The organism is Mesorhizobium neociceri (assembly GCF_013520985.1).
Classification (GTDB): Bacteria; Pseudomonadota; Alphaproteobacteria; order Rhizobiales; family Rhizobiaceae; genus Mesorhizobium; species Mesorhizobium neociceri.
Genome location: NZ_JACDTY010000001.1, coordinates 746,361 through 771,812, shown reverse-complemented (window position 1 = coordinate 771,812; position 25,452 = coordinate 746,361). Strand labels below are relative to the sequence as shown.

General features: G+C 63.8%; 22 protein-coding genes and 2 tRNA genes. 15 read left to right on the top strand and 9 right to left on the bottom strand.

Going from position 1 to position 25,452, the window contains the following annotated elements; translation table 11 throughout:
- The 3 genes from H0241_RS03565 to H0241_RS03555 all read left to right on the top strand — a co-directional run bounded on the left by H0241_RS03565 (position 1) and on the right by H0241_RS03555 (position 1,885).
- The gene (locus H0241_RS03565) at positions 1-441 is read left to right on the top strand and encodes a hypothetical protein (protein WP_181056020.1); all 441 of its coding nucleotides are present in this window, start codon (positions 1-3) and stop codon (positions 439-441) included.
- A 127-nt stretch (positions 442-568) separates the two neighbouring features.
- Positions 569-1,528 (top strand): energy transducer TonB family protein, encoded by a 960-nt coding sequence (locus tag H0241_RS03560; RefSeq protein ID WP_181056019.1) that lies wholly within the window; start codon positions 569-571, stop codon positions 1,526-1,528.
- 42 nt (positions 1,529-1,570) lie between these two features.
- Positions 1,571-1,885, top strand: a complete 315-nt coding sequence (locus H0241_RS03555; protein WP_023714379.1) for an antibiotic biosynthesis monooxygenase family protein — start codon at positions 1,571-1,573, stop codon at positions 1,883-1,885.
- 41 nt (positions 1,886-1,926) lie between these two features.
- Here H0241_RS03555 and H0241_RS03550 read toward each other — a convergent pair whose 3' ends face one another.
- Together H0241_RS03550 and putA are read right to left on the bottom strand one after the other, a co-directional pair.
- Entirely contained in the window at positions 1,927-2,979 is a 1,053-nt protein-coding gene (locus H0241_RS03550) for a glycosyltransferase (protein WP_181056018.1), read from the bottom strand.
- 87 nt (positions 2,980-3,066) lie between these two features.
- Positions 3,067-6,675, bottom strand: a complete 3,609-nt coding sequence (gene putA / locus H0241_RS03545; RefSeq protein ID WP_181056017.1) for a bifunctional proline dehydrogenase/L-glutamate gamma-semialdehyde dehydrogenase PutA — start codon at positions 6,673-6,675, stop codon at positions 3,067-3,069.
- A 165-nt stretch (positions 6,676-6,840) separates the two neighbouring features.
- On the opposite strand from putA, the gene H0241_RS03540 reads away from it, so the two are divergent.
- Positions 6,841-7,293, top strand: coding sequence for an Lrp/AsnC family transcriptional regulator (locus tag H0241_RS03540; protein WP_023739069.1), 453 nt, complete (start codon positions 6,841-6,843; stop codon positions 7,291-7,293).
- Here H0241_RS03540 and H0241_RS03535 read toward each other — a convergent pair.
- The 3 genes from H0241_RS03535 to H0241_RS03525 are packed head-to-tail and all read right to left on the bottom strand — an operon-like array spanning position 7,280 to position 9,116.
- A complete protein-coding gene (locus H0241_RS03535) occupies positions 7,280-7,450 on the bottom strand; it encodes a hypothetical protein (protein WP_181056016.1) in 171 nt (56 codons plus the stop codon). The genes H0241_RS03540 and H0241_RS03535 overlap by 14 nt on opposite strands.
- Before the next feature lie 18 nt (positions 7,451-7,468).
- Positions 7,469-8,668, bottom strand: coding sequence for a cytochrome-c peroxidase (locus H0241_RS03530; protein ID WP_181056015.1), 1,200 nt, complete (start codon positions 8,666-8,668; stop codon positions 7,469-7,471).
- A gap of 4 nt (positions 8,669-8,672) precedes the next feature.
- Entirely contained in the window at positions 8,673-9,116 is a 444-nt protein-coding gene (locus H0241_RS03525) for a FixH family protein (protein WP_181056014.1), read from the bottom strand.
- Positions 9,117-9,272: 156 nt separating this feature from the next.
- Here H0241_RS03525 and H0241_RS03520 point away from each other — a divergent pair, with 156 nt between their 5' ends.
- Positions 9,273-10,193 (top strand): sugar kinase, encoded by a 921-nt coding sequence (locus H0241_RS03520; protein WP_181056013.1) that lies wholly within the window; start codon positions 9,273-9,275, stop codon positions 10,191-10,193.
- 7 nt (positions 10,194-10,200) lie between these two features.
- Here H0241_RS03520 and H0241_RS03515 read toward each other — a convergent pair whose 3' ends face one another.
- The 3 genes from H0241_RS03515 to H0241_RS03505 form a co-directional block, all read right to left on the bottom strand.
- On the bottom strand, positions 10,201-11,220 hold the full coding sequence (locus tag H0241_RS03515; RefSeq protein ID WP_181056012.1) for an aldose epimerase family protein: 1,020 nt from the start codon (positions 11,218-11,220) through the stop codon (positions 10,201-10,203).
- A 200-nt stretch (positions 11,221-11,420) separates the two neighbouring features.
- Positions 11,421-12,878, bottom strand: coding sequence for an NAD-dependent succinate-semialdehyde dehydrogenase (locus H0241_RS03510; RefSeq protein ID WP_181056011.1), 1,458 nt, complete (start codon positions 12,876-12,878; stop codon positions 11,421-11,423).
- 343 nt (positions 12,879-13,221) lie between these two features.
- Positions 13,222-14,172, bottom strand: coding sequence for an AEC family transporter (locus tag H0241_RS03505; protein ID WP_181056010.1), 951 nt, complete (start codon positions 14,170-14,172; stop codon positions 13,222-13,224).
- Positions 14,173-14,282: 110 nt separating this feature from the next.
- Between H0241_RS03505 and H0241_RS03500 the strand changes: the two genes are divergently transcribed.
- The 10 genes from H0241_RS03500 to H0241_RS03455 all read left to right on the top strand — a co-directional run bounded on the left by H0241_RS03500 (position 14,283) and on the right by H0241_RS03455 (position 24,923).
- The gene (locus tag H0241_RS03500) at positions 14,283-17,297 is read left to right on the top strand and encodes a caspase family protein (protein ID WP_181056009.1); all 3,015 of its coding nucleotides are present in this window, start codon (positions 14,283-14,285) and stop codon (positions 17,295-17,297) included.
- Positions 17,298-17,399: 102 nt separating this feature from the next.
- Positions 17,400-17,948: a histidine phosphatase family protein gene (locus H0241_RS03495; RefSeq protein ID WP_181056008.1), complete on the top strand. Its 549-nt coding sequence runs from the start codon at positions 17,400-17,402 to the stop codon at positions 17,946-17,948.
- A 218-nt stretch (positions 17,949-18,166) separates the two neighbouring features.
- Positions 18,167-18,240: transfer RNA gene (locus H0241_RS03490), tRNA-OTHER, on the top strand.
- Between the two features lies 1 nt (position 18,241).
- Positions 18,242-18,308: transfer RNA gene (locus H0241_RS03485), tRNA-Met, on the top strand.
- Between the two features lie 367 nt (positions 18,309-18,675).
- Positions 18,676-19,821, top strand: coding sequence for a slipin family protein (locus tag H0241_RS03480; protein WP_181056007.1), 1,146 nt, complete (start codon positions 18,676-18,678; stop codon positions 19,819-19,821).
- A 177-nt stretch (positions 19,822-19,998) separates the two neighbouring features.
- Positions 19,999-20,280, top strand: coding sequence for an acyl carrier protein (locus H0241_RS03475; RefSeq protein ID WP_181056006.1), 282 nt, complete (start codon positions 19,999-20,001; stop codon positions 20,278-20,280).
- 56 nt (positions 20,281-20,336) lie between these two features.
- Complete coding sequence (locus tag H0241_RS03470) at positions 20,337-21,527, top strand: beta-ketoacyl-ACP synthase (RefSeq protein WP_181056005.1); 1,191 nt, start codon at positions 20,337-20,339, stop codon at positions 21,525-21,527.
- Positions 21,528-21,569: 42 nt separating this feature from the next.
- Positions 21,570-22,841, top strand: a complete 1,272-nt coding sequence (locus H0241_RS03465; RefSeq protein ID WP_181056004.1) for a beta-ketoacyl-ACP synthase — start codon at positions 21,570-21,572, stop codon at positions 22,839-22,841.
- A 38-nt stretch (positions 22,842-22,879) separates the two neighbouring features.
- Positions 22,880-23,908: a zinc-binding dehydrogenase gene (locus tag H0241_RS03460; protein WP_181056003.1), complete on the top strand. Its 1,029-nt coding sequence runs from the start codon at positions 22,880-22,882 to the stop codon at positions 23,906-23,908.
- 4 nt (positions 23,909-23,912) lie between these two features.
- Positions 23,913-24,923: a lipid A biosynthesis lauroyl acyltransferase gene (locus H0241_RS03455; RefSeq protein WP_181056002.1), complete on the top strand. Its 1,011-nt coding sequence runs from the start codon at positions 23,913-23,915 to the stop codon at positions 24,921-24,923.
- A 4-nt stretch (positions 24,924-24,927) separates the two neighbouring features.
- Here the strand turns inward: H0241_RS03455 and H0241_RS03450 are convergent, their stop codons facing one another.
- Positions 24,928-25,359 carry a L,D-transpeptidase gene (locus tag H0241_RS03450; protein ID WP_181056001.1) on the bottom strand — a complete coding sequence of 144 codons (432 nt, stop codon included), beginning with the start codon at positions 25,357-25,359 and terminating at the stop codon, positions 24,928-24,930.
- Positions 25,360-25,452: the final 93 nt, after the last annotated feature.

Here is a 25,452-nt window from a genome sequence, read left to right as displayed (position 1 = left end):
ATGATACGCTTGACGACATCGCTTCGTCTGTTGACCTCGACGTTGGCGATGTCGCTTGGCTTGGTGCCGGCGTGGGCGCAGTCCGCGCCGGCTCCGCAACTCAGCCTCGAGTTCAACGCCGTCCAGCCCTCCGACAAGGGCTGCCGCCTGACCTTTGTCGTCAACAATGCGCTGGGTGCCGATCTCTCCAAGGCGGCGTTCGAAATCGCGCTGTTCAACGAGGTCGGCGTCGTCGACCGTCTGAGTGTGCTCGACTTCAAGGACCTGCCGGCCGGCAAGACCAAGGTGACCCGCTTCGACCTCGCCGGCACCGACTGCACCAAACTCAGCCGCGTGCTGATCAACAGCGCCACCGAATGCGCCGGCGCCGGTATCGAGCCGGGTGCCTGCATGCGCGGCCTGAAGACGCAGACCAAGACCGGTATCGCATTCGGCGTCTGAGGTGGGACTGCATCGCGCCTTCCTGCAAGATAGTTCGGCGCGGCCCGTCTCCGGCCCACCGTCATGGCCGGCAACCGATCTTGATTTGACAATCCCACCCCGCTCGCGGCAGGTCTCGCCGCGAGACATGCAGGACATCACCCCCCTCCCCGACGCCGGCAACGAACCGGCGATTACGCTGGCCGAGTCGCTTGCGCAGCCATCGGCCGCGGACCGCAAATGGACCGTGGCGATCATCGCCTCCTGCCTGCTCCATGTCGCCGCTGCGGCAGCGTTCCTGATCGCACCCGCCGGGACGTTCGATACCGGGGATGCAATACAGTCCGAAGGCACCGATCAATTGGGCGCCGACGTCCTCGGCACCGCTTTGAAAAACCCGGCACCTGACGCGATCGATGTTACCCTGGTGGCCGATCCGCAGCCGGCCAAACCCGAGGCCGCTCAACCCGTGCCGCCAACCGAGGCGCCTCAACCCATAAAGACGCCGGCGGCGCCCAAGTCTGCGCCGGAAGCCGCCGAACAGGCAACCGTCGCTCCATATCCACTGACGGCCGCCATCCCGAATGATCAAAGTGTTGCCCCAGAGGCTGAGACGTCGACCCCGTCAGCCGTTCAAACGCAGAGTTCAGAAGCGCCGCCAGCCGATAAGCCTGCTGTTGATTTGCCCGCCGAAAGGCCACCGGTCCCAAGCCAGAGGCCAAGCGCACCCATATCGGGAGAGACTGGCGGCACGGCAGATGGCGAAGAGCGTGAGGCACCGGCGGTTGCCAGCAAAGGCGAAAAACAGGGCGCGGCCGGCAATGCGATGGAATCCGGCTATAGCGTTGAAGTTCAGAACAAGCTTGTCCGCGCCAACCGCCACGTTTCGAAAAAGATTCAAGAGAAGGCTCGCAACAATGCCAGGGTCGTTTTCGTCGTCATGGCCGATGGCAGCATCAGCGACTTGCAGCTTGCCGAAAGTTCAGGGTCTGCCGAGCTTGACCAATTCGCTTTGAAACTGGTGCGCCAGCAGGCCCCGTTCCCGCCCATTCCACCCGAGACCGGATTATCAAGCTGGGTGTTCAGGGCGCGGATCGGTCCGTTTTAAGCACCTTCGCCAGATGCTATCCACCAATTCGAGAGGACGCCAATGTACATCGCCATGAACCGCTTCAAGGTCCAGAACGGCTCGGAGACCGCCTTCGAGGATGTCTGGAAGAACCGCGATTCCAGCCTGTCGGAGATGAAAGGCTTCAGGGAATTCCACTTGCTGCGCGGCCCGGTCAACGAGACCGAGGGCTACACGCTGTTTGCCTCGCACACGGTATGGGCAAGCCACGAGGATTTTGTCGCCTGGACCAAATCCGAGAATTTTCGCGCCGCCCACCGCAACACCGGCACCTCGAAGGTGCACTATCTCGGCCATCCCCAGTTCGAAGGCTTTTCGGTCGTCGAAGGTGCTTGAAATATTTAGCCTCAGGCAGCCGCATTCGAGGCTGCCCACTGTCAGGCCCGACCGACCAATCGCCGCAAAGAGCGGGTGACGCGTTTGCGCAGCCGTCGCAACCGGCTTCTGCGATCCAGAAAAGGCGTCACGCGCGGATCATCTCCCAGGCGGCCGAACCGCCTGATGTGCTGCGCCAGGAATCCAGGCAGGAAATCGCGGCCATTGACGGCACCGAGCCGATCCGCACTGGCAAGCACATAGTCGAGAACATCCGTACCCAACGTAATCTCATGCGTACGATAGGCCGCCGATTGCTGCACGTGGCCTCCGGCATGGGAGACACCGGCGGATGCGTTGGCGCCGTGCAGGCGATAGAGGCCGAGACATTCCGACAAGAGCAGGCTGCCGGCCGACAGATGCGCGCATGTCGCGGCCAGATAGTCGGTCCCTATCCTGGTCTTGAAGGGGAACGCCAGAACCGGTTCCAGTGCGCCACGCCTGAAAACCATCGATGATGTCGGCGCCCACATCCAGCCATAGACCCCTGGCCCAAAATAGGTGACCGGATGATCCGATGCATAGGCGAGCTTGGGCGCCATCTCGCCAAGCTGCTTGCCGGCTGGGATGATGGTCCCGAGGCCATCCGGCTTCGGACGCGGCTTGCGCAACAGGACATAGGTGCCGCCCAGCAATGTTCGGTCGCCATCGACCAGGAACACGTCTGAACTGGACAGCGCCGCAGAGCGCACTGCATTGAGATGGGCTGAAATATGCGCCAAGAGAAAATTCGGCAGCCAGACATCGTCGGCGTCGAGGAACGTCACAAAAGGCGCGTCACCAGCGGCAAAGCCGTCGCGGAAGGCAGCCAGTTGGCCGCCATTTTGCGGCCGTACCAAGAGACGCAGGCGCGGATCGTCGATTGACTGGAGAAGCTGGCGGACATGCTCGGCCGAGCCGTCGGTCGAGGCATCGTCGACGATGACGCAGTCCCAGTTCCGGTAAGTCTGCGCCAATACCGAACGGATCGCATCCTCGACATAGACGCGATAGTTGTGACAGGTGATGACCACACCAACGCGCGGCAGCTCAAACGGTGGGGACTTCTCTTCCATCTGTTTGGCTGTGGCCGCTCGAGTTGCTGTCTATATCAGCGCATACGCTTACAATCCGACGCAGACAAGCGAGCCACGAAAAGTCCTCTACGCCGCGGCCAGCAGGCTGGCATTGCCGCCGGCAGCGGTGGTGTCGACGCAGACGGCTCGTTCATGCGCATAGGCCGCCGGGTTCAGCACTTCGCTGACCAGCGGCACGATCGGGCCGGTCCGATTGGCGATCACCTTGCGCACGATGCGGGCCGCTTCCGGCTTGCCCGAAAAGGCGACCACATCGACACGCAGCGAACGCGTCTCGACCGGATCGGGCCGGCCATCTATGGCCGCGAGCGGCAGCCCCTTGCCGGTCAGCGCCGACAGTGCTGCCGGCGCGCCCGGCGCCACGGCCAGCACCGCATTGCCGGCGGCCAGCGCCTGGATCGCCTGCGCAAGCAGCGTGTCGGCGTCCGGCCCGAGGCACAGCACCCGGCCGCGCGGTGACAGCGACAGCGTGTTGGCCTCGCCGGTCGGGCCGGGCAGGTCGACCTGGCCGAAATCGATGCCGGCGGCAGCGCCGATCGCTGCCGCACCCTTGCCGCGCAGATGCTTTCTCAAAATGGCGATGCGGTCCGGCCGCGTCGACCAGCCGCCAAGCGTCGGATCGGGCAGGTTGTCGGCGAGTTCGGTTGCCGTCACCTTGTGCCCCTCGGCAATCTCGGTGCCGGCCTCCGGCCCCTTGCGGAAACGGCGGAGATAGTGCGGACCGCCGGCCTTCGGCCCGGTGCCTGAAAGCCCCTCGCCGCCGAAGGGCTGCGAGCCGACGACAGCGCCGATCTGGTTGCGGTTGACGTAGATGTTGCCGGCATGGATGCCGTCGACGAAATGCTGGACGCGACCTTCGATGCGGGTGTGCAGGCCGAAGGTCAGGCCGTAGCCCTTGCGGTTGATGGCGGCGATGACGGCGTCGATCCCGTCGGCGTCAAAACTCGCGACATGCAGCACCGGCCCGAACACTTCGCGCTCCATCTCCTCGATGCCTTTGACCCGGAACACATGCGGCGCGACGAAGCGGCCATCCCCAGGCGCCTCGAGCTTGGCGATCAGCCGGCCCTGCAGACCCATCGTGGTGCAATAGTCGCGGATCGAAGTCTGCGCCTCATCGTCGATGACCGGACCGACATCGGTCGAAATCTGCCAGGGATCGCCGATGGTGAGCGCCTCCATGGCGCCTTTCAGCATCTCCAGCATCTTCTTCTCGACGTCCTTCTGCACGTAGAGCACGCGTAGCGCCGAGCAGCGCTGGCCGGCACTCTGGAAGGCAGACGCCAGGATGTCGCGCACCGCCTGTTCGGGTAGCGCGGTGGAATCGACGATCATGGCGTTGAGACCGCCGGTCTCGGCGATCAGCATGGCGTCGGGCGCGGCGGTTTCGGCCAGCTGCTTCTCGATCAGCTTGGCAACCTCGGTCGAGCCGGTGAAGCAGACGCCGGCAATGCGCGGATCGGCAGTCAGCGGTCCGCCGACCGACGGGCCGTCGCCGGGCAGAAGCTGGATGACATCTTCCGGCACGCCGGCTTCGCGCAGCAGTTCGACGGCGCGGAAGGCGATCAGCGGCGTCTGCTCGGCCGGCTTGGCGATGACCGAATTGCCGGTGACCAGCGCTGCCGCGATCTGGCCGGTGAAAATGGCGAGCGGAAAATTCCATGGCGAGATGCAGACAATGGCACCGCGCGCCTCGGTGCCCGCTTCGTTGTTCGCCGCTTCGGCCGCATAATAGCGCAGGAAGTCGACGGCTTCGCGCACTTCGGCGACGCCGTCGGCCAGCGACTTGCCGGCTTCCCTTGTGGCAAGCGCGAAGAACTCGACGGCATTGGCCTCATAGAGATCGGCGGCGCGGTTGAGGATGGCGGCGCGCTCGGCGACGGGACGCTTTGCCCAGGCCGGCTGCGCCTCGACCGCAAAGCGTACGGCCGTCGCGACCTGCTTGGCAGCGGCTTCGGCGACCGTGCCGACGATTTCGGCAGGTTTCGCTGGATTGACCACCGGGCGCTGCTTGCCGTAGCCGGCGGCGCGGGTGATCGGCTTGGCATGCCAGCGCTCGGGCCCGGCGAAGGCCGCCTTGGCCTTGTCGATCGCCGCCAGAGTCACCGGATCGGTGATGTCGAACCCCTTCGAATTGCGACGCCCAGTGCCGAAGATCGTCGCCGGGCGAGCGATTGCCGGATTGGCTGCCGGACCCTGGCTCTCGACCGTTTCCAGCGGATCACGCGCAATATCTTCCGGCTCTACATCCTCGTCCGTCAGCTGATGGACGAAGGAGGAGTTGGCGCCGTTTTCCAGCAGGCGGCGGACCAGATAGGCCAGCAGATCGGAGTGCGCGCCGACCGGCGCATAGATGCGGCAGCGCGTGCCTTCGCTGTGGCGCACCGTCTCATGCAACGCCTCGCCCATGCCGTGCAGGCGCTGGAATTCAAAAGCGTCACGGTTGTCGGCCATCGACAGGATGGCGGCGACGGTATGGGCGTTGTGGGTGGCGAATTGCGGATAGATGCGGTCGGTCATCGACAGCAGTTTTTTGGCGCAGGCGATGTAGGAAACATCGGTGTTGGCCTTGCGGGTGAAGACGGGATAGCCGGAAAGCCCGAGCATCTGCGCCCGCTTGATCTCGGTGTCCCAATAGGCGCCCTTGACCAGCCGCACCATGATGTTGCGGTTGTATTTCTTCGCCAGCGCATAGAGCCAGTCGATGGTGAAGGCCGCGCGCGGGCCATAGGCCTGGACGACGACGCCAAAGCCGTTCCAGCCGGCGAGCTCCGGCTCGGACAGCACGCGCTCGATGACATCCAGCGACAGGTCGAGCCGGTCGGCCTCCTCGGCGTCGATGTTGAGACCCATGCGCGAATGCCGTGCGGCCAGCGCCAGAGACAGCAGCCGCTCGGCCATCACCGGCAGCATCTTTTCCTTCTGCGCCTCTTCATAGCGCGGATGCAGCGCCGACAGCTTGACCGAGATGCCGTGGTTCTGGCGGATATCGGGACCGTTGGAGCCGGAATCGAGCGAGGAAATCGCGTCGGCATAGGCCTTGAGGTAGCGCAGCGCATCGGCCTCGGTACGGGCCGCCTCGCCCAGCATGTCGAAGGAATAGAGATAGCCTTTCTGGATCATCGCCTTGCCGCGCTTGACGGCTTCCGCAATGGTGCGGCCAAGCACGAACTGCTCGCCCATTTCGCGCATGGCGGCGGCAACCGCCTTGCGGATCACCGGTTCGCCCAACCGGCGCACCATCGAGCGCAGCGTGCCTTCGATGCCGCCCTCGCCCTCGTCGAGCACGCGACCAGTCAGCATCAGCGCCCAGGTCGAGGCATTGACGAAGATCGAGCTCGAACCGCCCGAATGCGCCGACCAGTCATGCGGCGCGATCTTGTCGGCGATGAGGTCGTCCATGGTCTCGGTGTCGGGCACGCGCAGCAGCGCCTCGGCCAGGCACATCAGCGCCACGCCTTCCTTGGTGGAGAGGCCGTAAGCCGAGAGAAAAACCTCCATCAGCCTGGGATCGGACGAGCCGCGCACCGCCCGCACAAGATCCGCGGCACGGACCGAAATCGCATCGCGGTCTTCGGTGGAAAGCCCGGTTGCGTCGGCAAGCCTCTTCACCGCCACGTCTTCGTCGGGCAGGTAGTTGGCGCGGATCTGCTGGCGGATGGTGTCGAGCGGCATGGCGGTCCCTGCGGAGCGAGCATCTGGGAGCGGGCCGGCGGTCGCCGGACCGAATGGCGCAAGCTAGCACAGCGCCGTATTTTCAGCCGGTCCAAAGAAATCGACATAGCAGGTTGATCGATCTATCATTGCGATCAAATTGTCATCAAATGGACTATAATATCCGTGACAGAAGACCAATTGGACCGCATCGATAAGAACATCCTGTCGGCGCTGGCGCGCGACGGGCGGCTGTCCATGTCGGAACTGGCCGGCAAGGTTGGCCTCTCGAAGACGCCGGTGCAGGCACGCGTCAAACGCCTGGAGAAGGACGGCTACATCAGGGGCTACCAGGCGATCATCGATCGCGAGCGCATGGGCGAAGGCCATGTCGCCTTCGTCCAGGTCAAATTGTCGGATACGCGCTCGGCCGCCCTCGACGCCTTCAACCGCGCGGTGCAGGCGGTGCCGGAAATCGAGCAATGCCACATGATGGCGTCGAGCTTCGATTATCTCCTGAAGGTTCGCACCACCGACATCGCCGCCTACCGCCGCGTGCTCGGCGAGCGCATCTCGGCACTGCCGCACGTCGCCCAGACCTCGACCTTCGTGGCAATGGAAACGGTTAAAGACCGGTAGCGGAGGACTCTCCTGTCTGATCGAGTTCACCGCCGGTAACAATTAACGCTTCTACGGTCGCGAACTCAGCCTCCAAGGCCTCAAATTCAGCGGCAAATTCCGGGTCCTTGAACCAGTCCCTGGCAGCGTCTTCGACGGGAATTGTTTTTCGGTTCATGAGATGTCTTTTACCCCATCACTCCGACAGCGTCTTCAAAAACGCCACCAGCGCCGCGCGTTCGTGGTCCGACAGCTGCAGCGGATGGACCTCGGAGGTACCCTCGACGCTCGCCTCCGCCTTCGCATAGTGCGCCACCACTTCCTCCAGCGAGGAGAACTGTCCGGCATGCATATAGGGCGGCCGCGTTGCCGCTCCCCTGAGCGACGGCGTCTTGTAGGCGCGCACCAGTTCGGGTGCTGCCTTGACCATGAAGCGCAGTTCGCCGCAGGCGCCGGCATCGCCGTCGCGGAAGGCGCCGAAGCAGTTGAACGGGTCGGCCTCAACCTGGGCCACGGCATCGAAGCGGCCGCGATCCAGCGGAAGGTCCTTGACCGGCGGCACGCCGGTGTTGTGGAAGCTGTTGTCGGTGAAGCGCGGACCGTTATGGCAGGTCACGCAATTGGCCTTGCCGATGAACAGTTTCAGCCCGAGCATTTCCTCCGGTGAAAACGCAGCATCGCCTTTCGGCTTGGCGCCTGACGCCAGGTCGATGGCAAAACGGTCGAAGCGCGTCTGCGCCGGTTCGATCGAGCGTTCGAAGGCGGCGATCGCCTTGCCGATATTGGCAAAGACGCGGTTGACGCCCTCAGCCTGGGTTGGGGTCATTGCCTTCCACGCCGCTTGCTCGGCTTCGTTGCCGAGCGGGCTGGCGTTGGCGGGCACGGTCGAAAGGTCGGGCAGCGGTCCGAAGATGCGCTCATAGCGCTCGCCGAAGCGCTTCTGAATGTAGTGCGCAAAGGCGGCGCGGTTTCCCGCTTGCTCGAGCGGATTTTCCAGCGGCGTCAGCGCCTGCGCCCACAGGCTGTCGCGCCGTCCGTCCCAGAAGAACCATGGATTGCGCGCGACGCCGGCCAGCGGCATTGAGCGCCGGTTGGTGCGGCCGACGCCAACGGCCTGCGGCAGGTCGTCCTGGAACTGTCGGTCGATCTTGTGGCAGGTCGAGCACGACACGTTGCCGTCATGGCTCATGCCCTGGTCGAAAAACAAAGTGGAGCCCAAAGCCGCCGCGGCGGGCACGTCGGCGAAGCGGTTGGTGGTGTCCGGCTTCAACGCCGGCAAAGCGTTCAGCGCCAGCGAAGCAATGGTGTTCTTCTCGGCGTCGGAAAACTGCGGCTTGCCGCAGCCGGCAACCAGCAAGACCGCCGCCAGTGCCAGAAGGCGCGACAGGCGGATCATCGGCTCACAGCACCACGTTGAAGACGACCGTATCGGAACCGGCTGCCGCAGAAATGGCGAACCGCAACTGCCACACGCCGCTCATGGTGAATTTCAACCCCTCGATGCGGTAGCGCCCCTCGCCCAGATAGTCGGTCGCCTGCGGACTGGTCGGCAGGCCGTGATTGTGCTGCGGCATGCCGCCGGAGACCGAGATCGCCGCACCTTCCACCGGGGCGCCGGCAACCGTCTTCAGGGTCAGCAGCCAGGATTGCAGCTCGCCTTGTTTGATAATGCCCCGCTCCGGCTGGAAACTGGCGACAAACAAGCCGTTCGCCGTTTTCTTCGAGCGCGAAATATCCGGCCCCGGCGCTGACTGCGGCGCGGTCAGATAGACGATCGCCAGTATGCCAGCTAGCAAGGCGGCCAGACCTAGGCCCGCAAGAAGATAACGCCATAGTGATGCCAAACCGGTTCCTCTTCCAAACATAACGTCTCGGGAAGCAATTCGCGTCCCGCCGCTTCTGTGGGAAAACGCTTCTGGCGCAAAAATCCGCCGCCGCCAAGCATGGCGCTGCCGGCCGCAAAAAGCTACAGGACCGAAACCGAGCCCTGAGGGAGAGTTATGGCAACAGACGGCGTCGCTTCGATTGGTGAATGCATGCTCGAACTGTCCGGCCAGGCCGGACCGAACTGGCGCATGGGCTTTGCCGGCGACACGTTCAACACGCTTTGGGCGCTGCACGCGCTGAGTGGCGAGAGACCCGCCACTTACGTCTCTGCCTTCGGCGACGATCCGTTCTCGCAGGGTCAGATTTCCTTCTTCGCCGAAAACGGCATCGGCGTCGGCGCCAGCCCGGTCATTCCAGGCGCGCGACCCGGCCTTTACGCCATCACCTTGACCGGCGCCGAACGCGCCTTCACCTATTGGCGCAGCGATGCGGCGGCAAAGCGCCTTGCGTCGGACCCGGCCGCCCTGGCAAAAAGCTTGGAAAACCAGGCACTTGTGTATTTTTCCGGAATCACTTTGGCAATTCTGGACGCCGCCGCGCGCAAGACGTTGCTGGTAGCCGTCGCCAAGGCGCGCGCCGCCGGTTCGCGCATCGCCTTCGACCCCAACTACCGGCCGCGCTTGTGGCAGAGCCGCGATGAGGCGCAAGCGGCGATCCTCGATGCGCTTGCCGTCACCGATATCGCGCTGCCGACCTTTCCCGACGAGCAGATGCTGTTTGGCGATACGGCACCCCAGGTGACCGCCGAGCGGATGGGAAAACTGGTCGGCGAAGTCATCGTCAAGAATGGCGAGGAACCGGCGCTGATCGCCACTGGCGGAACCCTGCAGCCGGTTCCGGCTCAGCATGTCGCCACCCCCGTCGACACCACCGGCGCCGGCGATTCCTTCAATGGCGGCTATCTCGCCGCCCGGCTTGCCGGCCACGCCCCGGCAGAGGCCGTGCAACGCGCGCACCGCGTCGCCGCCGCCGTCGTGCAGGTGCGCGGCGCGCTGGCGCCGTTCGAAGTTCTGAGGACCGCGTTCGACAGCTAAAGAGACCTCAAGGCAAGCGGAACCGATATTCCGTGACCTGATGATAGATCTGGCCCGGCCACAGCGTGGCCTGCGGGAAATAGGGCCGGTTCGGCGCGTCGGGCCAGGCCTGGGCTTCGAGACAAAAGCCGGAAAACGCCTTGTAGCGCCGCCCGTCCAGGCCGCCCGGGGTCGGCGCGACGTACTGACCGGTGTAAAGCTGGAGGCCGGGCTCCGTGGTCCAGACTTCCATCTCGACGCCTGAATTGGCGCCTTGCGCCCACGCCACCTGGTGAAGCGGTCCTCGAGCTGACGCCAGGCAGAAATTGACATCGTAAGGCAGTTGCTCGCCTTCCGTTTCCATGCGCAGCGGCCGCGCCTGGCGGAAGTCGAAAGGCGTGCCGTCGACAGGCTTGACCACGCCGGTCGGGATCATCTCGGCATCGACCGGTGTATAGGCGCCGGCATTCAGCATCAGCCGGTGGTCGAGAATGTCACTGGTGCCGCCATCATCGAGATTGAAATAGGAATGCTGCGCCAGATTGCACAGCGTCGGCTCTTCGCAGGTGGCGGTCAGCTCCATCGAGAGCGTGCCGGGGATCTTCAGCCGATAGGTGCAGGTCACGTCGAGCGCGCCGGGAAAGCCCATCGTGCCGTCGGGATCGTGCAGGGTCAGCGTGACAAAGTCCCGGCCATGCAGCGAGACCGTCCATGGCCGGTGGAAATAGCCCCGCGAACCGCCATGCAGCGTGTGCTTGCCGAGAAAATTGCGTTCGGTCTGGTAACGCTGGCCGGCGATGGTGAAGCGGCCGTCGCGAATGCGGTTGGCATAGCGGCCGACGACCGCGCCGAAGAAGGCCCGGTCGGTCTCGTAGGGCTCGAAGCGGTCATAGCCGAGCACCAGCGGCGCATCGTGACCGGCAAGCCGCAAATCCTGGATGATGGCGCCGAGCCCGATGATATTGGCGCTGATGCCGCCGCCCCGGATGGTGAAACGGCGCACCGGTTCGCCCGCCTGCGTCGTGCCGAAGACTTCGCCGTCCTTCATCGCTGTGCCCAAACGTCGGTTCGTTGATCCATGGACTTAGAGCAATTCCAGGAAAAGTGTGAAACGGTTTTCCGTCTCGGAATGCTTCAAACAAAGAAATAGAGCGGTTTGACGTTTCCGTGAAACGGTGAACCGCTCTAGGCTGGCTGAATGTCGTCTGGCAAGGGCAGGCGCGCGGCCTGCCCCATCTGTCTACGCTGTTAGAGGCCGAGGCCGCCGATGCAGACATATTTGGTGTCGAGATAATCCTCGATGCCCTGATGTCCGCCTTCCTTGCCGAGGCCCGATTCCTTGACGCCGCCGAACGGCGCTTCCGGCGTGGTGATGAGGCCTTCATTGACGCCGACCATGCCGTATTTCAGACCTTCCATGACGCGGAAGGCGCGACCGAGATCTCCGGTGTAGAAATAGGCGGCAAGGCCGAACTCGGTGTCGTTGGCGAGTGCGATGGCTTCTTCCTCGGTCTCGAACTTGAACACCGGGGCGATCGGGCCAAAAATCTCTTCCTTCATGAAGCGCATGTCAGGCTTCGCATTGGCGATGACCGTCGGCTGGAAGAACGAGCCGCCAAGCGCGTGGCGCTTGCCGCCGGCGACAACCTTGCCGCCCTTGGACGTGGCGTCGGCGATGAATTCCTCGACCTTCTCGACCGCCTTCACGTCGATCAGCGGCCCCTGCTGCACACCCTCTTCGAGGCCCGAACCGACCTTGAGATTGTTGCTGGCGGCGACCAGCTTCTCGACAAACTTGTCGTAGATACCGGCCTGCACGAGGAAGCGGTTGGTGCACACGCAGGTCTGGCCGGAATTGCGGTACTTCGCCGTGATGGCGCCGGCGACGGCGCGATCGAGGTCAGCGTCGTCGAAGACCACGAACGGCGCGTTGCCGCCGAGTTCCATCGACACTTTCTTGACGGTCACCGACGATTTCTGGATCAGGAGCTTGCCGACCTCGGTCGAGCCGGTGAAGGTGATCTTCGAGATCAGCGGGTTGGCGCAGATCTCGTCGCCGATCTCGCTGGCCGACCCGGTCAGGATGTTGACGACACCCTTGGGGAAGCCGACCTCCTCGGCAAGAGCGCCCCAGGCAAGACCGGAATACGGCGTCTGCGAGGCCGGCTTGACCACGGCGGTGCAGCCGGCCGCAAGTGCCGGGCCAAGCTTGCGGGCAAGCATCGAGGACGGGAAATTCCACGGCGTGATGGCGGCGATGACGCCGACCGGTTCCTTGGTTACCAGGATGCGCCGATCGCCCCACGGCGACGGCACGACGTCGCCATAGGTGCGCCGGCCTTCCTCGGCGAACCACAGGATGTAGGACGCGGCCGAGCCGATCTCGCCCTTGGATTCGGCCAGCGACTTGCCCTGCTCGATGGTGAGCAGTTCGGCCAGCACGTCCTGATTGTCCATCATTGCGTCATGCAGCTTGCGCAAGAGCTTCGAGCGTTCGAGCGCAGTGGTCTTGCGCCAGGTCTTGAAGGCTTCGGCGGCGGCCTCGATGGCGCGGCGGGTTTCCGCCTTGCCCGACTTCGGCACGGTGCCAATCTTGAGGCCGGTGGCCGGATTGTTGACGTCGACTGTCTGGCCGCTGTCGGCCTGCACCCATTCGCCATTGATGAGATTGGCCTGGCGCATGAAATGGCTGGTTTTCTGAAGCATGGTCTAGCCTCCGTTCGGCGCGCTGACGGGCCGTCGCTGGATTTGATCGATGAGCGTGCGCATCGGTGCCGGCACGCCAAGTCATGAATTCATGACTTTGAGCCACTGCTCTTTACCGAGGGCAAGCCCCGCAAGCAATTGCAAGATGGCATATAGGGGTTGGGCCAGCGCAAGACGAGAGCCCGTTGGCGGATGTCGTTCAAGGTACGTTGAGATTCAGGTCAGGCCGAGTCGAGAGCGAGGGATTCCGAGAACCGGAACGGAGCGGACATTTGGTCCGTGAGTACCGGAAGCGCAGGAAGCCTTCGCTCGCAGGCCGGCATCACCTGAATATCGACGTACCTTAGCCAAAGACATGGACAACCACCGTCAGCCAGAAAGTCGTGGTGAGAGCGGCGCAGGCGGTGGCAATGGTCATCTGGTTCGACGCCAGCGCCTGGCCGGTGTTGAACTGCACGGCGATCAGGTAGGAATTGACGCCGGATGGCATCGCGGCCACCATCACCGCCACCTTGGCCGTCAAGGGCGGCAGGCCGAGCAGCCAGACGAAGACCAGGACCAGCGCCGGCATCAGGAAGAGTTTCAGTGCCGAAAGCGCCAGCGCCGGCCTGACATTCCCCGAAATGCCGAAGCGGCGGAGGCTGAGCCCCATGGCGAACAATGCCACCGGCCCCGCCGTACCGGCCAGCGCATCGACCAGGCGCGTGGCTACATCAGGCAGCGGCGCACCCGTGATGCGCCATGCAAGCCCCGCCAGAATGCCAATGACCAACGGATTCATGAACAGCCGCCTGAGGAAGCGACGGATAACGCGCAAAGGATGCACGGGTTCGCCGCTGCCGCGGCCGAATATCTCGAACAGCACGATCGAGGCCATCAGCATGATCGGCAGATGCACCGAGACCAGCAGAGACAGCACCTCGAAGCCATCGGCGCCGAATATGCCGAGGATAAAGGGCGCGCCGAGCAGCACGACATTGGAAAACGCCGACGACACGCCGCCGACGACACCTGCGCGGGCATCCCGGCCGAAAATGCGCGTGGTGACCAGATGGCCGGCGGCCCAGGTGATGGCGACCGCCGTAAAATAGGCGAACCATAGCGGCCATGGCGCCACCCCGTGGAAGTCGGACCTCACCATCGTCTGGAACAACAGGAGCGGCATAGCCACGTTGACGGCGAACTCCGATATCCCCTCGCCGCTCGCCGGCTTGAGATAGCCGGTCCACCCGGCGACATAGCCGAGCGCGACGAGGCTGAAGACGAAGAGGACGGTTTCGGTAAGTGCAGACATTTCCCGAGGGATAAGCGAGCCATGGTCGCGGCGCAATCGCGCCCGAATTTGATCATCGTCGGCTGGCAGGCTTATAGAGGGTTTGGATCATCGGGCGGACGACACGACAAATGGCCTTTGTCGGCACTTCAAATGGCAATTGTGTCCGGCGGCTGACGCGTCTCGTCGCCGTGCTGTTCTGCCTTGCCGTATCAGCGGTTCAGGCTGCCGAAACCAAAAGCCTTAAGGGCGTGGCGCTGATCATCGGCCAGTCGAAATACGACCATATCGCCGCCCTTGCAAATCCGGCCAACGACGCCCGCGACATGGCCAAGATGCTGACCGACCTCGGCTTCGATGCCCGCAACGTCACCGATCGTGACGCCGCCAAGCTGAAGCGCGACCTCGACCGGTTTGTCGAGGACGCAGAAGGCGCCGACGTCGCTTTCATCTATTATTCCGGCCACGGCATCGAAGCCGGCGGCGAGAACTATCTGGTGCCGGTCGACGCCGACGTGTCGTCGCTGAAGAATGCCGGTGAGGCGCTGGTGCCGATTTCGGCCGTCATGGTTGAGTTGAAGAAGACCGTGCCGGTGACGATCGTGCTGCTCGATGCCTGCCGCACCAATCCGTTTCCGCCAGATGCAGTTGTGCGCCTAGGGCCGACGGCCTCCGCCGAGCCCATCGGCGCCGGCGGGCTCGAACCGATGCGCGGCGCCAAGGCGCTCGCCAATGCCTCAGTGGACGATGCCAGCCTCGGCACCGTGGTTGGCTTTGCCGCCGAACCGGGCCGCCCGGCGCTCGACGGCGCCGCCGGCGAAAACAGCCCCTACGCTGCGGCGCTGCTGCGTCATCTCACGGCGATGAAGGGCACCGAATTCGGTTCGGTCATGCGCATGGTGACCGAAGAGGTCTATCTCGACACCAAGGCGAAGCAGCGCCCATGGGTCAGCGAGAGCCTGCGCCGGCTGCTCTATTTCGGCGTCGCGCCACCGGAGCCGACTGGCGATGACGGGCTGATCACTGGCGAGCGGCGGCAATTGCTGCTGACCATTTCCGACCTGCCCGACCCCAAGCGGGCGCAGGTGGAGCTGGCCTCGCTCAAGGACGACGTGCCGCTCGATGCGCTCTATGGCGTGCTCAAGGCGCTCGGCACGGAAAAGATCCCCGAAGATCCGAACGACCTGCAGAAGGTGCTGGACGGCCAGGCCGAGCGCCTGAAAAAGATGATGGCCGAACGCGCGGCGCTGCGCACCGACGATCCCGAAATCTCGCGCCTCGTCGCCTCGGCCGACAAGGCCATCAGCCAGGGCGCCATGGTGACGGCCCGTAAATTCCTTGATGACGCTGTCGCCCGGGTCGAGCAAAACAGCGGTGCAGTCGACCAGGCCGAGGATCTGCTTCGGAAAAAGCGCATCGCCGACGCCGCCGTCTACGCCAAACGCGCCGACGCCGCGGCACTGGTCTTCGACTACAAATCCGCCGCCAACGACTATGCCAAGGCGTTCTCGCTGGTCGAGAAGTGGGATGAAAAGCTGCGCTGGAACTACAAGAACCAGGAAGCCGAGGCGCTGAACGCTTTTGGCTACGCCACGGGCGACCTCAATGCCCTGCAACAATCCATCGAGGCCTATCATGTCATCCTGAACTTCATCCCCAACGGTGAACAGAATCGCGATTGGGCAATCACTCGCAACAACATGGCGGTCGTGCTGCAAACCATCGGCGAACGCGAAACCGAGACCGCGCATCTGGAAGAGGCGGCGCATATCTTCCGCGATTCGCTTGCCGTCTTCGAGCGCGAGAAAGATGATCGCAACTGGGCTGCGGCGCAGAACAACCTGGCCAACGTGCTCTTGAAGATTGGGGAACGCGAAAGCGATCCCAAGCTCCTGAACGATGCGGTGGCGGCAATGCGCGCCACACTGGAAAAGCGTCCGCGCGACAAGCTGCCGCTCGACTGGGCCGCGTCGCAGAACAATCTCGGCCTGGCGCTCTATGCCCTTTCCGAACGCGAGCCCGCCGGCGAGCATCTGAAGGACGCGGAAGCCGCCTACCGGCTCGCGCTCGAGGAATACACGCGCGAGAAAGCCCCCGTGGAATGGGCGATGGTCGAGAACAATCTCGGCAACACGCTGGTGACGCTCGGCATCCAGCTCAACGACAAGGCCAAGATCAGTGAGGCGGCCGCCGCGTTCCGCGCCGCACTCGAAGTGCGAACCCGCGAAACCTTCCCGGTGTCGTGGGCCACCAGCCGGCTCAACCTCGGTAATGCACTCACTGGCGTCGCCCGCTACGACATGGGCACGGCTACGCTCGACGAAGCAGCTTCCGCCTATGACGACGCGCTGACCGTGTTCACCCGCCAGCGCTTCCCGATGGACTGGGCCTCGGCGCAGAACAATCTCGGCTCGATCTATCAGACGCTTGGCCAGCGGACACGTGATGCGGCCAAGCTGGAACAGTCGGCGGCAGCCTTCCAGGCCGCCCGGCAGGTTTATGTCCGACGAAAATTCCCGCAAGATTGGGCCATGAGCTACTACAATCTCGGCAACACGCTGCAGCTGCTGGGCGGCGTGACCGACAAGCCCGAGCACTACAGCGCTGCGGTCGACGCCTACGGCAATGCGTTGCGCGAATACAAGCGCGAGACGAATCCGCGGCAATGGGCACTGGCCCAGGCTGGCCTGGGCTCGACGCTGCACTGGCTGAGCATGAGCAATTCCGATCCCAAGACCCTGCAGGATTCGATTGCGGCGCGGCGGGCAGCGCTTGAAATACTCACCATCGAGGCCGCACCGGTCGACTGGGCCAATGCTCAAAATGGCATCGGCATGAGCCTGCTTAATCTCGGCAATCTCCAGCGGACCGACAAATATCTCAATGACGCCGAGGCGGCGTTCACGGCGACGCTGAAGGTGTTTACGCGCGAAAGTCAGCCACTGCAGTGGGCCTTCGAGCAAAACAATCTCGGTGACGTCCACTGGAACCGCGCCAGCTATGGCGCAGGCAAGCCGGAATATCTCAAGGCGATCGAATTCTTCGAGAACGCCAAGCAGGGCTTTACCGAAGCCGGCTACACGATCCCCATCCCGCTCACCGACCAGAAGATCGATCTGGCGAAGAAGCAGATGGCGAAAAAGTGAAGCTACCGGCGGAGCGTCTGCCTTTCGCTTGTCTTTGTGCCGGCTTTCAGGTCCCTATATCAGAACAACCGGAGCCGACATCTGGCTCCCGGAAAGGTTTCGATGATTCGATTTTTGCTGGCGCTGTTCCTGCTTGCCGTCCCTGCCGTCGCCCATGCGACGGACGCCGGCTGGGCGCTGCTGCGGGACGGCGGCCGTGTCGTGCTGCTTCGCCATGCGCTGGTCACCGGCACCACCGACCCCGCCAATTTCGACATCGGCAACTGTGCGACCCAGGTCAATCTGTCGGCACGCGGCAAGCAGCAAGCAAACAAGATTGGCGCCTTGTTCGGCGCTCGTTCCGCCCCGGTGGAGCGCGTGCTGTCCAGCCGCTATTGCCGCTGCCTCGACACCGCCCGCATCGCCTTCGAAGCGGAACCGGAGCTTTTTGCACCGCTCGACCTCCTGAAGAACGATCCGATCGAGAAGGCGGCACAGCTCGACGCGGTGATGAAGGAAATCCGCGCCTATTCCGGTTCCGACAATCTGGTCATGGTCACGCATCTCGAAAACATCCAGGCGTTGACCGGAGTGTCGCCGCGCGAAGGCGAAGCGGTGGTGGTCGAACCGCAAGGCGACGGCCTGCGCGTGCTCGGCCGCGTCACCTTCTGAGCAGCCTGTCAGCCCCCGCGCACTGTTGCCGAAATACCACCGCCGAAAGAAGCCGCAAAGAAGCCGCCACAATGCCGCTTGCGACAACCCGTCGCAGGGTCTATAGGCGCGCTCCCGGTCACGAAAACCGAAGCGAGCACAACGGTTGGAGCTTTCGTCTCCGCCCGTGCAGGCGGCTTTGCCGCCCTGTATACGGCGCCGCTTTGGGGATTGGGATCGCGGATGTAGCTCAGGGGGAGAGCGCCGGATTTGGGTCCGGAGGTCGCAGGTTCGAATCCTGCTGTCTGCACCACGGATAGCTCAGTTTGGGTAGAGCATCAGACTCATAATCTGACGGTCGAAGGTTCGAATCCTTCTCCAATGGCTGACAGGCCACCACCCTTTCACGGTGTTATCTGAAAAAACGGTCCGGGGACCGGAATGCTGAAGACCTGACCAGCCGCCGAAGCCCACGGGCCAAGGCCGGTTCGAAAGATCTGACGCCATCGGCTCGCGGCCAGGCCCGCGGTGATGATCAAGGCGCAGTGTCGCCGGCAAGGGAGGCTTCGGCCTCCGGCGTCCGCTTCGCTGCCCCGCGATCCGCTCCCGAAGGTCCGCCACGATTTGATGCCACCCGGTCTCCGGATCATTCGTGCGGGGACGACGACGAAGTGAAACGAGAAACGAAGGGAAGATCGACGCATGACGTGACGCCTCGCATGGGGCCATGCCCGACAGGAGTAAGACAATGACGACTATTCTCGACAAGGTTCTTGGACGCGAGCGCGTCCTCGTAAAGGAAAACGAACGTGCCCTCACCCTCTACAAGGGGGAGATCAAGGCTGTCCTACTGCCGGGTGAGCATTCGCTCGCCAACCGGCGCGGACGCCTGGAAGTGTCGCGGCACGATCTGAAGAACCCGGAATTCGTTTCGGCGTACGAGAAGGCGTTGTTCGACAAGCTCCCGGATGTGGCCGCGCGTCATTTCACCGTCGTTCGCACCGGACGCACGGATGTTGCCGTCATCGAGCGTGACGGTAACCTCCATGCCGTTCTGGCGCCGGATCGCAAGCTGGTGCTGTGGACGGATGCCGGTCCGTGGAAGGTGGCATCGGTCGACACTGCGAACGATCTCGCCATCGACCCGGCGCTGATGCGCCGGCTCGGTCAGGCCCGGAAGACGGAATTGATGTTCGTCCATCCGGTGGTCGATGGTCAGGCCGGACTGCTGTTCGTCGACGGCGTGCTGGTGCGCACGCTGGCCGCGGGCGTGCATGCGTTCTGGAACGTCGGACGCATGGTTCAGGTGAAGGTCGTCGACCTCAAGCGCCAGTCGCTCGATGTCGCCGGGCAGGAAGTGCTGACCAAGGATCGGGTGACGATCCGGGTCAACATCGCCGCCGAATACCAGGTCGTCGACCCGGTCAAGGCGGTGAGCACGGTGAAGGACTTCTCCGAAGCCCTCTACCGCGCCCTGCAGTACGCCTTCCGCAAGACGCTTGGCGCGCTGACGCTCGACCAGATCCTTGAAAAGAAGGTGACGGTCGATGAGGAGGCGGCGGCCAAGGTCCGTGCCGACATGGCCGCGATCGGGGTCGAGGTCAGCGACATCGCCCTCAAGGATGTCATCCTGCCGGGCGAGATGCGCGAAATCCTCAACCAGGTGGTTTCGGCCGAAAAGCAGGCCGAGGCCAACGTCATCCGCCGCCGCGAGGAGACGAACGCCACGCGTTCGCTCCTCAACACGGCCAGGGTGATGGCCGAAAACCCGGTGATGCTGCGGTTGAAGGAGCTCGAGGCTCTGGAAACCATCGCCGGCAAGGTCGAGCGGCTGACCGTCCACAACGGGACGGGCGGACTGCTCAACGACATCGTCAAGCTCCGCGAAAACTGAGCTGACGTAACGTCAATCGGAAGGGCCGCCGGCTTATCGGGCGGCCCTTCTTGTCTTTATGGGAAGGCCATCCCATCTGCGCCCGGCGCATCAGGCCTTTTCCTGCCGGGAAAAACCGATTAGACAGCGCCCAAACCAGATGCGGACAGATTCCGCCCGCAACCGAAGGAAGAGCCCTTGTCCACCACGTTCGAGAAAGTCGCCAAGATCATTGCCGACACCAGCGAGATCGATATCGACACCATCACCCCCGAGAGCCACACGATCGACGATCTCGGCATCGACAGCCTCGATTTTCTCGACATCGTCTTTGCCATCGACAAGGAATTCGGCATCAAGGTGCCGCTGGAAAAGTGGACCCAGGAAGTCAATGACGGCAAGGCTTCGACCGACGATTACTTCGTCATGAAGAACCTGTGCGCCAAGATCGACGCGCTGGTCGCCGCCAAGACCGCCTGAGATCGGGCAAGCGCGCGGCCTTGACGGGCTGCGCCGCCTGACCCACAAAGCCGCTCATGAGCAGCCCCCGCGACGTCGTCATCACTGGCATCGGCCTTGTCTCCTCGCTTGGAGAAGGCCCTGACGCACACTGGCAGAAGCTGGCGCAGCCGGGCCTGCAGCCGGTGATTGAGGCCGCGCGCTTTGCGCCCTACACCGTGCATCCGTTGCCCGAGATCGACTGGAACCTGCAGATCGCCAAGCGCGGCGACCAGCGGCAGATGGAAACCTGGCAGCGGCTCGGCACTTATGCCGCCGGCCTGGCGCTGGACGATGCCGGCATCAAGGGCAATGACGAGCTCTGCACGACCATGGACATGGTTGTCGCCGCCGGTGGCGGCGAGCGCGACGAGGCGGTCGATGCCGCGATCCTCGCCGCTTCGGAAAGCCGCAACGACCGTGACGTTCTGCTCAATGAGAAGCTGACCACTGAGTTGCGGCCGACGCTTTTCCTGGCACAGCTCTCCAATCTGCTCGCCGGCAACATCTCCATCGTCCACAAGGTGACGGGATCGTCCAGGACCTTCATGGGCGAGGAAGGTGCCGGCGTTGCCGCCGTCGAGACGGCCGCCGCGCGCATCCGCTCGGGACAGTCGACGCATATACTAGTCGGCGGCGCCTTCCAGACCGAACATTCAGACATGCTGCTCGGCTATGAGCTTGCCGGCTATCTGCATCGCGGCCCGTGGAAGCCCGTCTGGCAAAGACAGGGCGCCGAGGGCGGCGGCCTGGTCTCCGGCTCCGGCGGCGCATTCCTGGTGCTGGAACAGCGCGAACACGCGGAAAGCCGTGGCCGCAAGATTTATGCCGAGCTCGGACCGGTCGTCTCCGGCCGCGCCCGGCGCTCGCGCGGCGAACTCGACGCCGAGATCGCGGCATTGCTCAAACAGGCGGCGCTCCCCAGCCGCAAGCTGCTTGCCCTGTCCGGCGCCTCCGGCGCGCACACGGCAACATCGGCCGAGAAGGCGGCGCTCGATGCCAATCCGGCGATATCGGCGCGCGGCTTCGCGACGTTGACCGGGCACATGAAGGAAGCGCAGTTTCCGTTCGCCGTGGCGCTTGCCGCGCTGGCTGTCGACCGCAAGGCCGCCTATCCCGTTTTCGATGCCGCGACCGAGAAGCCGTTCGAAGGCATTCCGCAAACCGTGCTTGCAACGGCGATCGGCTATCACCAATTCGAGGGCATGGCGCTGGTCAACGCTGCTTAAAGCGGCGCTACGCGATCATGCTGCAAAGTTAAGAGGTTCCGGATGGCCAATCTCAGAGATCACATGGGCAGGCCGATCGTCGCCGTCACCGGCATCGGCGTGGTGACCTCGCTCGGCATCGGCAAGGCAGACAATTGGGCAGCGCTGACCTCCGGCAAGTCGGGCATCCACCCGATCACCCGTTTTCCAGTCGACCACCTCAACACCCGCATCTCCGGCATGGTCGACTTCCTGGATTCAAGCTCAAAGGGCGCCAGCCTGCTGACCTACGAGTTGGCGGAAACCGCCGCGAATGAGGCGGTGGCCGAGTCCGGTCTCGATTCCAACGACTTCGGTGGGCCGCTCTTTCTCGCCTCGCCCCCGGTCGAACTCGACTGGCACGACCGCTTCTCGCTCTACAATTCCGACGGCCAGGGTGCCGGCGCCGAAAGGCTGCTCAGGGTGGCGCGCGGACTAAAGGAAACAGATACTTTCGCAACCACACAGTTCGGTGCGATCGCCGACCGGCTGGCCGACCGCTTTGGCACGCGCGGCCTGCCGATCACGCTGTCGACCGCCTGCGCTTCCGGCGCCACCGCCATTCAGCTTGGCGTCGAGGCGATCCGTCGCGGCGAATGCGACCGGGCGCTGTCGATCGGCGCCGACGGCTCGGCGACGGCCGAGGCGCTGATCCGCTTCTCGCTGCTGTCGGCGCTGTCGACCCACAACGACATCCCGGAAAAGGCCTCAAAACCCTTCTCCAAGGACCGCGACGGGTTTGTACTGGCCGAAGGTTCCGGCGCGCTGGTGCTGGAATCGCTTGAGGCTGCCCTTGCCCGCGGCGCCAGCGTTCTCGGCATTCTGCGCGGTTGCGGTGAAAAGGCCGACGATTTCCACCGCACCCGCTCCAAGCCCGACGGTTCGCCGGCGATCGCCGCGGTGCGAGCCGCCCTTGCCGATGCCGGCTTGAGCAAGGACGAAATCGACTACGTCAACGCCCATGGCACCTCGACGCCGGAAAACGACAAGATGGAGCATCTGTCGCTATCGACCGTGTTCGGCGAACGGATCGGCTCGATGCCGGTCTCGTCCAACAAGTCGATGATCGGCCACACGCTGTCGGCCGCCGGCGCGGTCGAAGCGGCGTTTTCGCTGATGACCATGCGCGAAAGCGTCATTCCGCCGACCATCAACTACGACAATCCCGACCCGGCAATCGTGCTCGACGTGGTGCCGAACAAGAAGCGCAATGCCGAAGTCGGCACGGTTTTGTCGAACTCCTTCGGCTTCGGCGGCCAGAACACCTGCCTTGTCATGGCGCGGGAACCGGTCTAAGCGAGCCACTTCCGCTCCAACAGAACCCGACAGGCCTTATGCGCGCACTGCAACTTATCGAGGACCGCCGTCTTGAAACGGTGGACCTGCCGCCCCCGCCGCCCCCCGCACTGGGCGAGGTCACGCTGCGCATCAAGGCGGTGGCGCTGAACCATATCGACGTCTGGGGCTGGCGCGGCATGGCCTTCGCCAAGCGCAAGCTGCCGCTGGTCGTCGGCGCCGAAGCTTCGGGCGAGGTCGAGGCCGTCGGCCCCGGCGTTTCCAGCCTGCTGCCAGGACAATTGGTGTCGATCTACGGCGCCCGCACCTGCGGCCTCTGCCGTGCCTGCCGTGAAGGCCGCGACAATCTCTGCGAACATGTCTCGGGCGTACACGGCTTCCATCTCGACGGTTTTGCCCAGGAGAAGATCAACCTGCCGGCTCGCCTGCTGGTCCCTGCCCCTCCGGGCGTGACCGATGTCGGCGCCGCTGTCGCCCCCGTCACCTTCGGCACCGTCGAGCACATGCTGTTCGACAATGCGAAGCTGCAGCCCGGTGAGACCATCCTCATCCATGCCGGCGGTTCCGGCATCGGCTCGGCGGCGATCCAGCTCGCCAAGCGGATGGGCTGCACCATCATCACCACGGTCGGCTCGAACGACAAGATCGACAAGGCAAAGGCGCTCGGCGCCGACCATGTCATCAACTACCGCGACGACCGTTTCGAAGGCGTCGTGCGCAAGCTGACCAAGAAGAAGGGCGTCGATGTCGTCTTCGAACATGTCGGCGCCGACACTTTTGCCGCCTCGATGCTGTGCCTGAAGCGCGGTGGCCGCCTGGTCACCTGCGGCTCAACCTCCGGCGTGTCGACGCAGATCAATCTGATGCAGCTCTTCCAGCAGCAGTTGAAACTGCTCGGGTCCTTCGGCTGCCGCATGGAGAACATGGCCAACGCCATGCAGAAGATGGCGGTGGGTCAGGTTGCCCCGGTTATCGACACCGAAGTCGGCTTCGACGGCATCGACGCCGCGCTGAAGCGCATGGAAGGCCGCGACGTATTCGGCAAGATCATCCTGCGCGTTTCCTAGGACGATGGTCAGCAAGGTGTTCAAGAAAGCCCGCCGGGACTTCATGTTCCGCTATGGCCGCCGGCTGCGCCAGCTGGACCACTGGGTGACGGCGCGCGCCGCGATGCTGATCATCTCGCTGCTGCGCTTGCTGCCTGCCGACAGGGCGCTCAATTTCGCCGACCGCGCCGCCCGGCGGATCGGCCCGCGGGTCGGACGCCACCGCGTCGCCATCAACAATCTGCGTCTGGCCTACCCCGACAAGAGCGATGTCGAGATCGAGGCCATCGCCTCCGATATGTGGGGCAACATGGCCCGGCTTGCCGCCGAATACATCTTCCTCGATGCGCTTTTCGACTATGACCCGAATGCGACGACGCCCGGGCGCGTCGAAGTCGGTGGCGCCGACCACTTCAAGCACATCGCCACCGAGCAGAAGCCGCACATCCTGTTCACCGGCCATCTCGGCAATTTCGAGCTTTTGCCGGTGGCGGCCGCCACCTTCGGCATGCAGATCACGGCACTGTTTCGCCCGCCCAACAACCCGTACCTCGCCGACTACATCCACTCGACCCGCCGTTCGAGCATGGGCGCGCTGCTGCCGTCCTCCACCGGCGCCTCCTTCGCGCTGGCGTCCATTCTCGAGAATGGCGGCAATATCGGCGTTCTGGTCGACCAGAAATTCTCAAGCGGACTGGAGACGACCTTCTTCGGCCGCCCGTGCCAGAGCAATCCGGTTCTGGGCATGCTCGCCCGCCACTATGATTGCGACGTCTATCCGGCGCGCTGCGTCCGGTTGCCCGGCAACCGTTTCCGCCTCGAAATCGAAGACAAGCTCACTCTACCGCGCAATGAGAGCGGCAGTGTCGACGTCCCAGCCACCACGCAACTGCTCGCCGACGTCGTCGAGCGCTGGGTTCGCGAGGACCCGGGACAGTGGATGTGGTTCCACAAGAGATGGGAAATCTCAGGCAGGCGTCGCCGCCGGCGCGGACAGTCCAAAGACGCCGCCGGCCAGCGGCAGCGTCAATCTTAGGGCGTCAGTTCGTCACCACGATCCGGGTGTTGCCGAAGCCGACTTCCCGCACCATCGAATAGAAGGTCGCGGCATTTGCCGTATGCAACCGCACGCAGCCATGCGAGGCCGGACGCCCAAGCTGCCTCACCGCATTGGTGCCGTGGATGGCGTAGCCGCCATGGAAGAACACCGAATAAGGCATTGGCGACATGTGGTATTTTTTCGAATACCACATCCGCGCCGTCCGTTGCGGCCGATAGGTACCGGGCGGCGTGAAGTAGCCGCGGCGCGCGGTGGAGACGCTCCAGCGATAGAGCACCTGGCCATACTGGCTGACGGTCATGGTCTGCGACGAGACGTCGATGCTGGCGACCAGCGAAGCAGCCCGGCTTTCGATGGACGTGCCGAACAGCATCGCAGCAAAAGCTGCCGCCATGAGAACGATTTTAGTCATGAGATCAAACCCCTTTGATGCCCCTTGCCTGCCATCACGCGATTTTTCAGCTTTTTAACGGCAGGTGAATGAACTAACACACACTCCTTGATA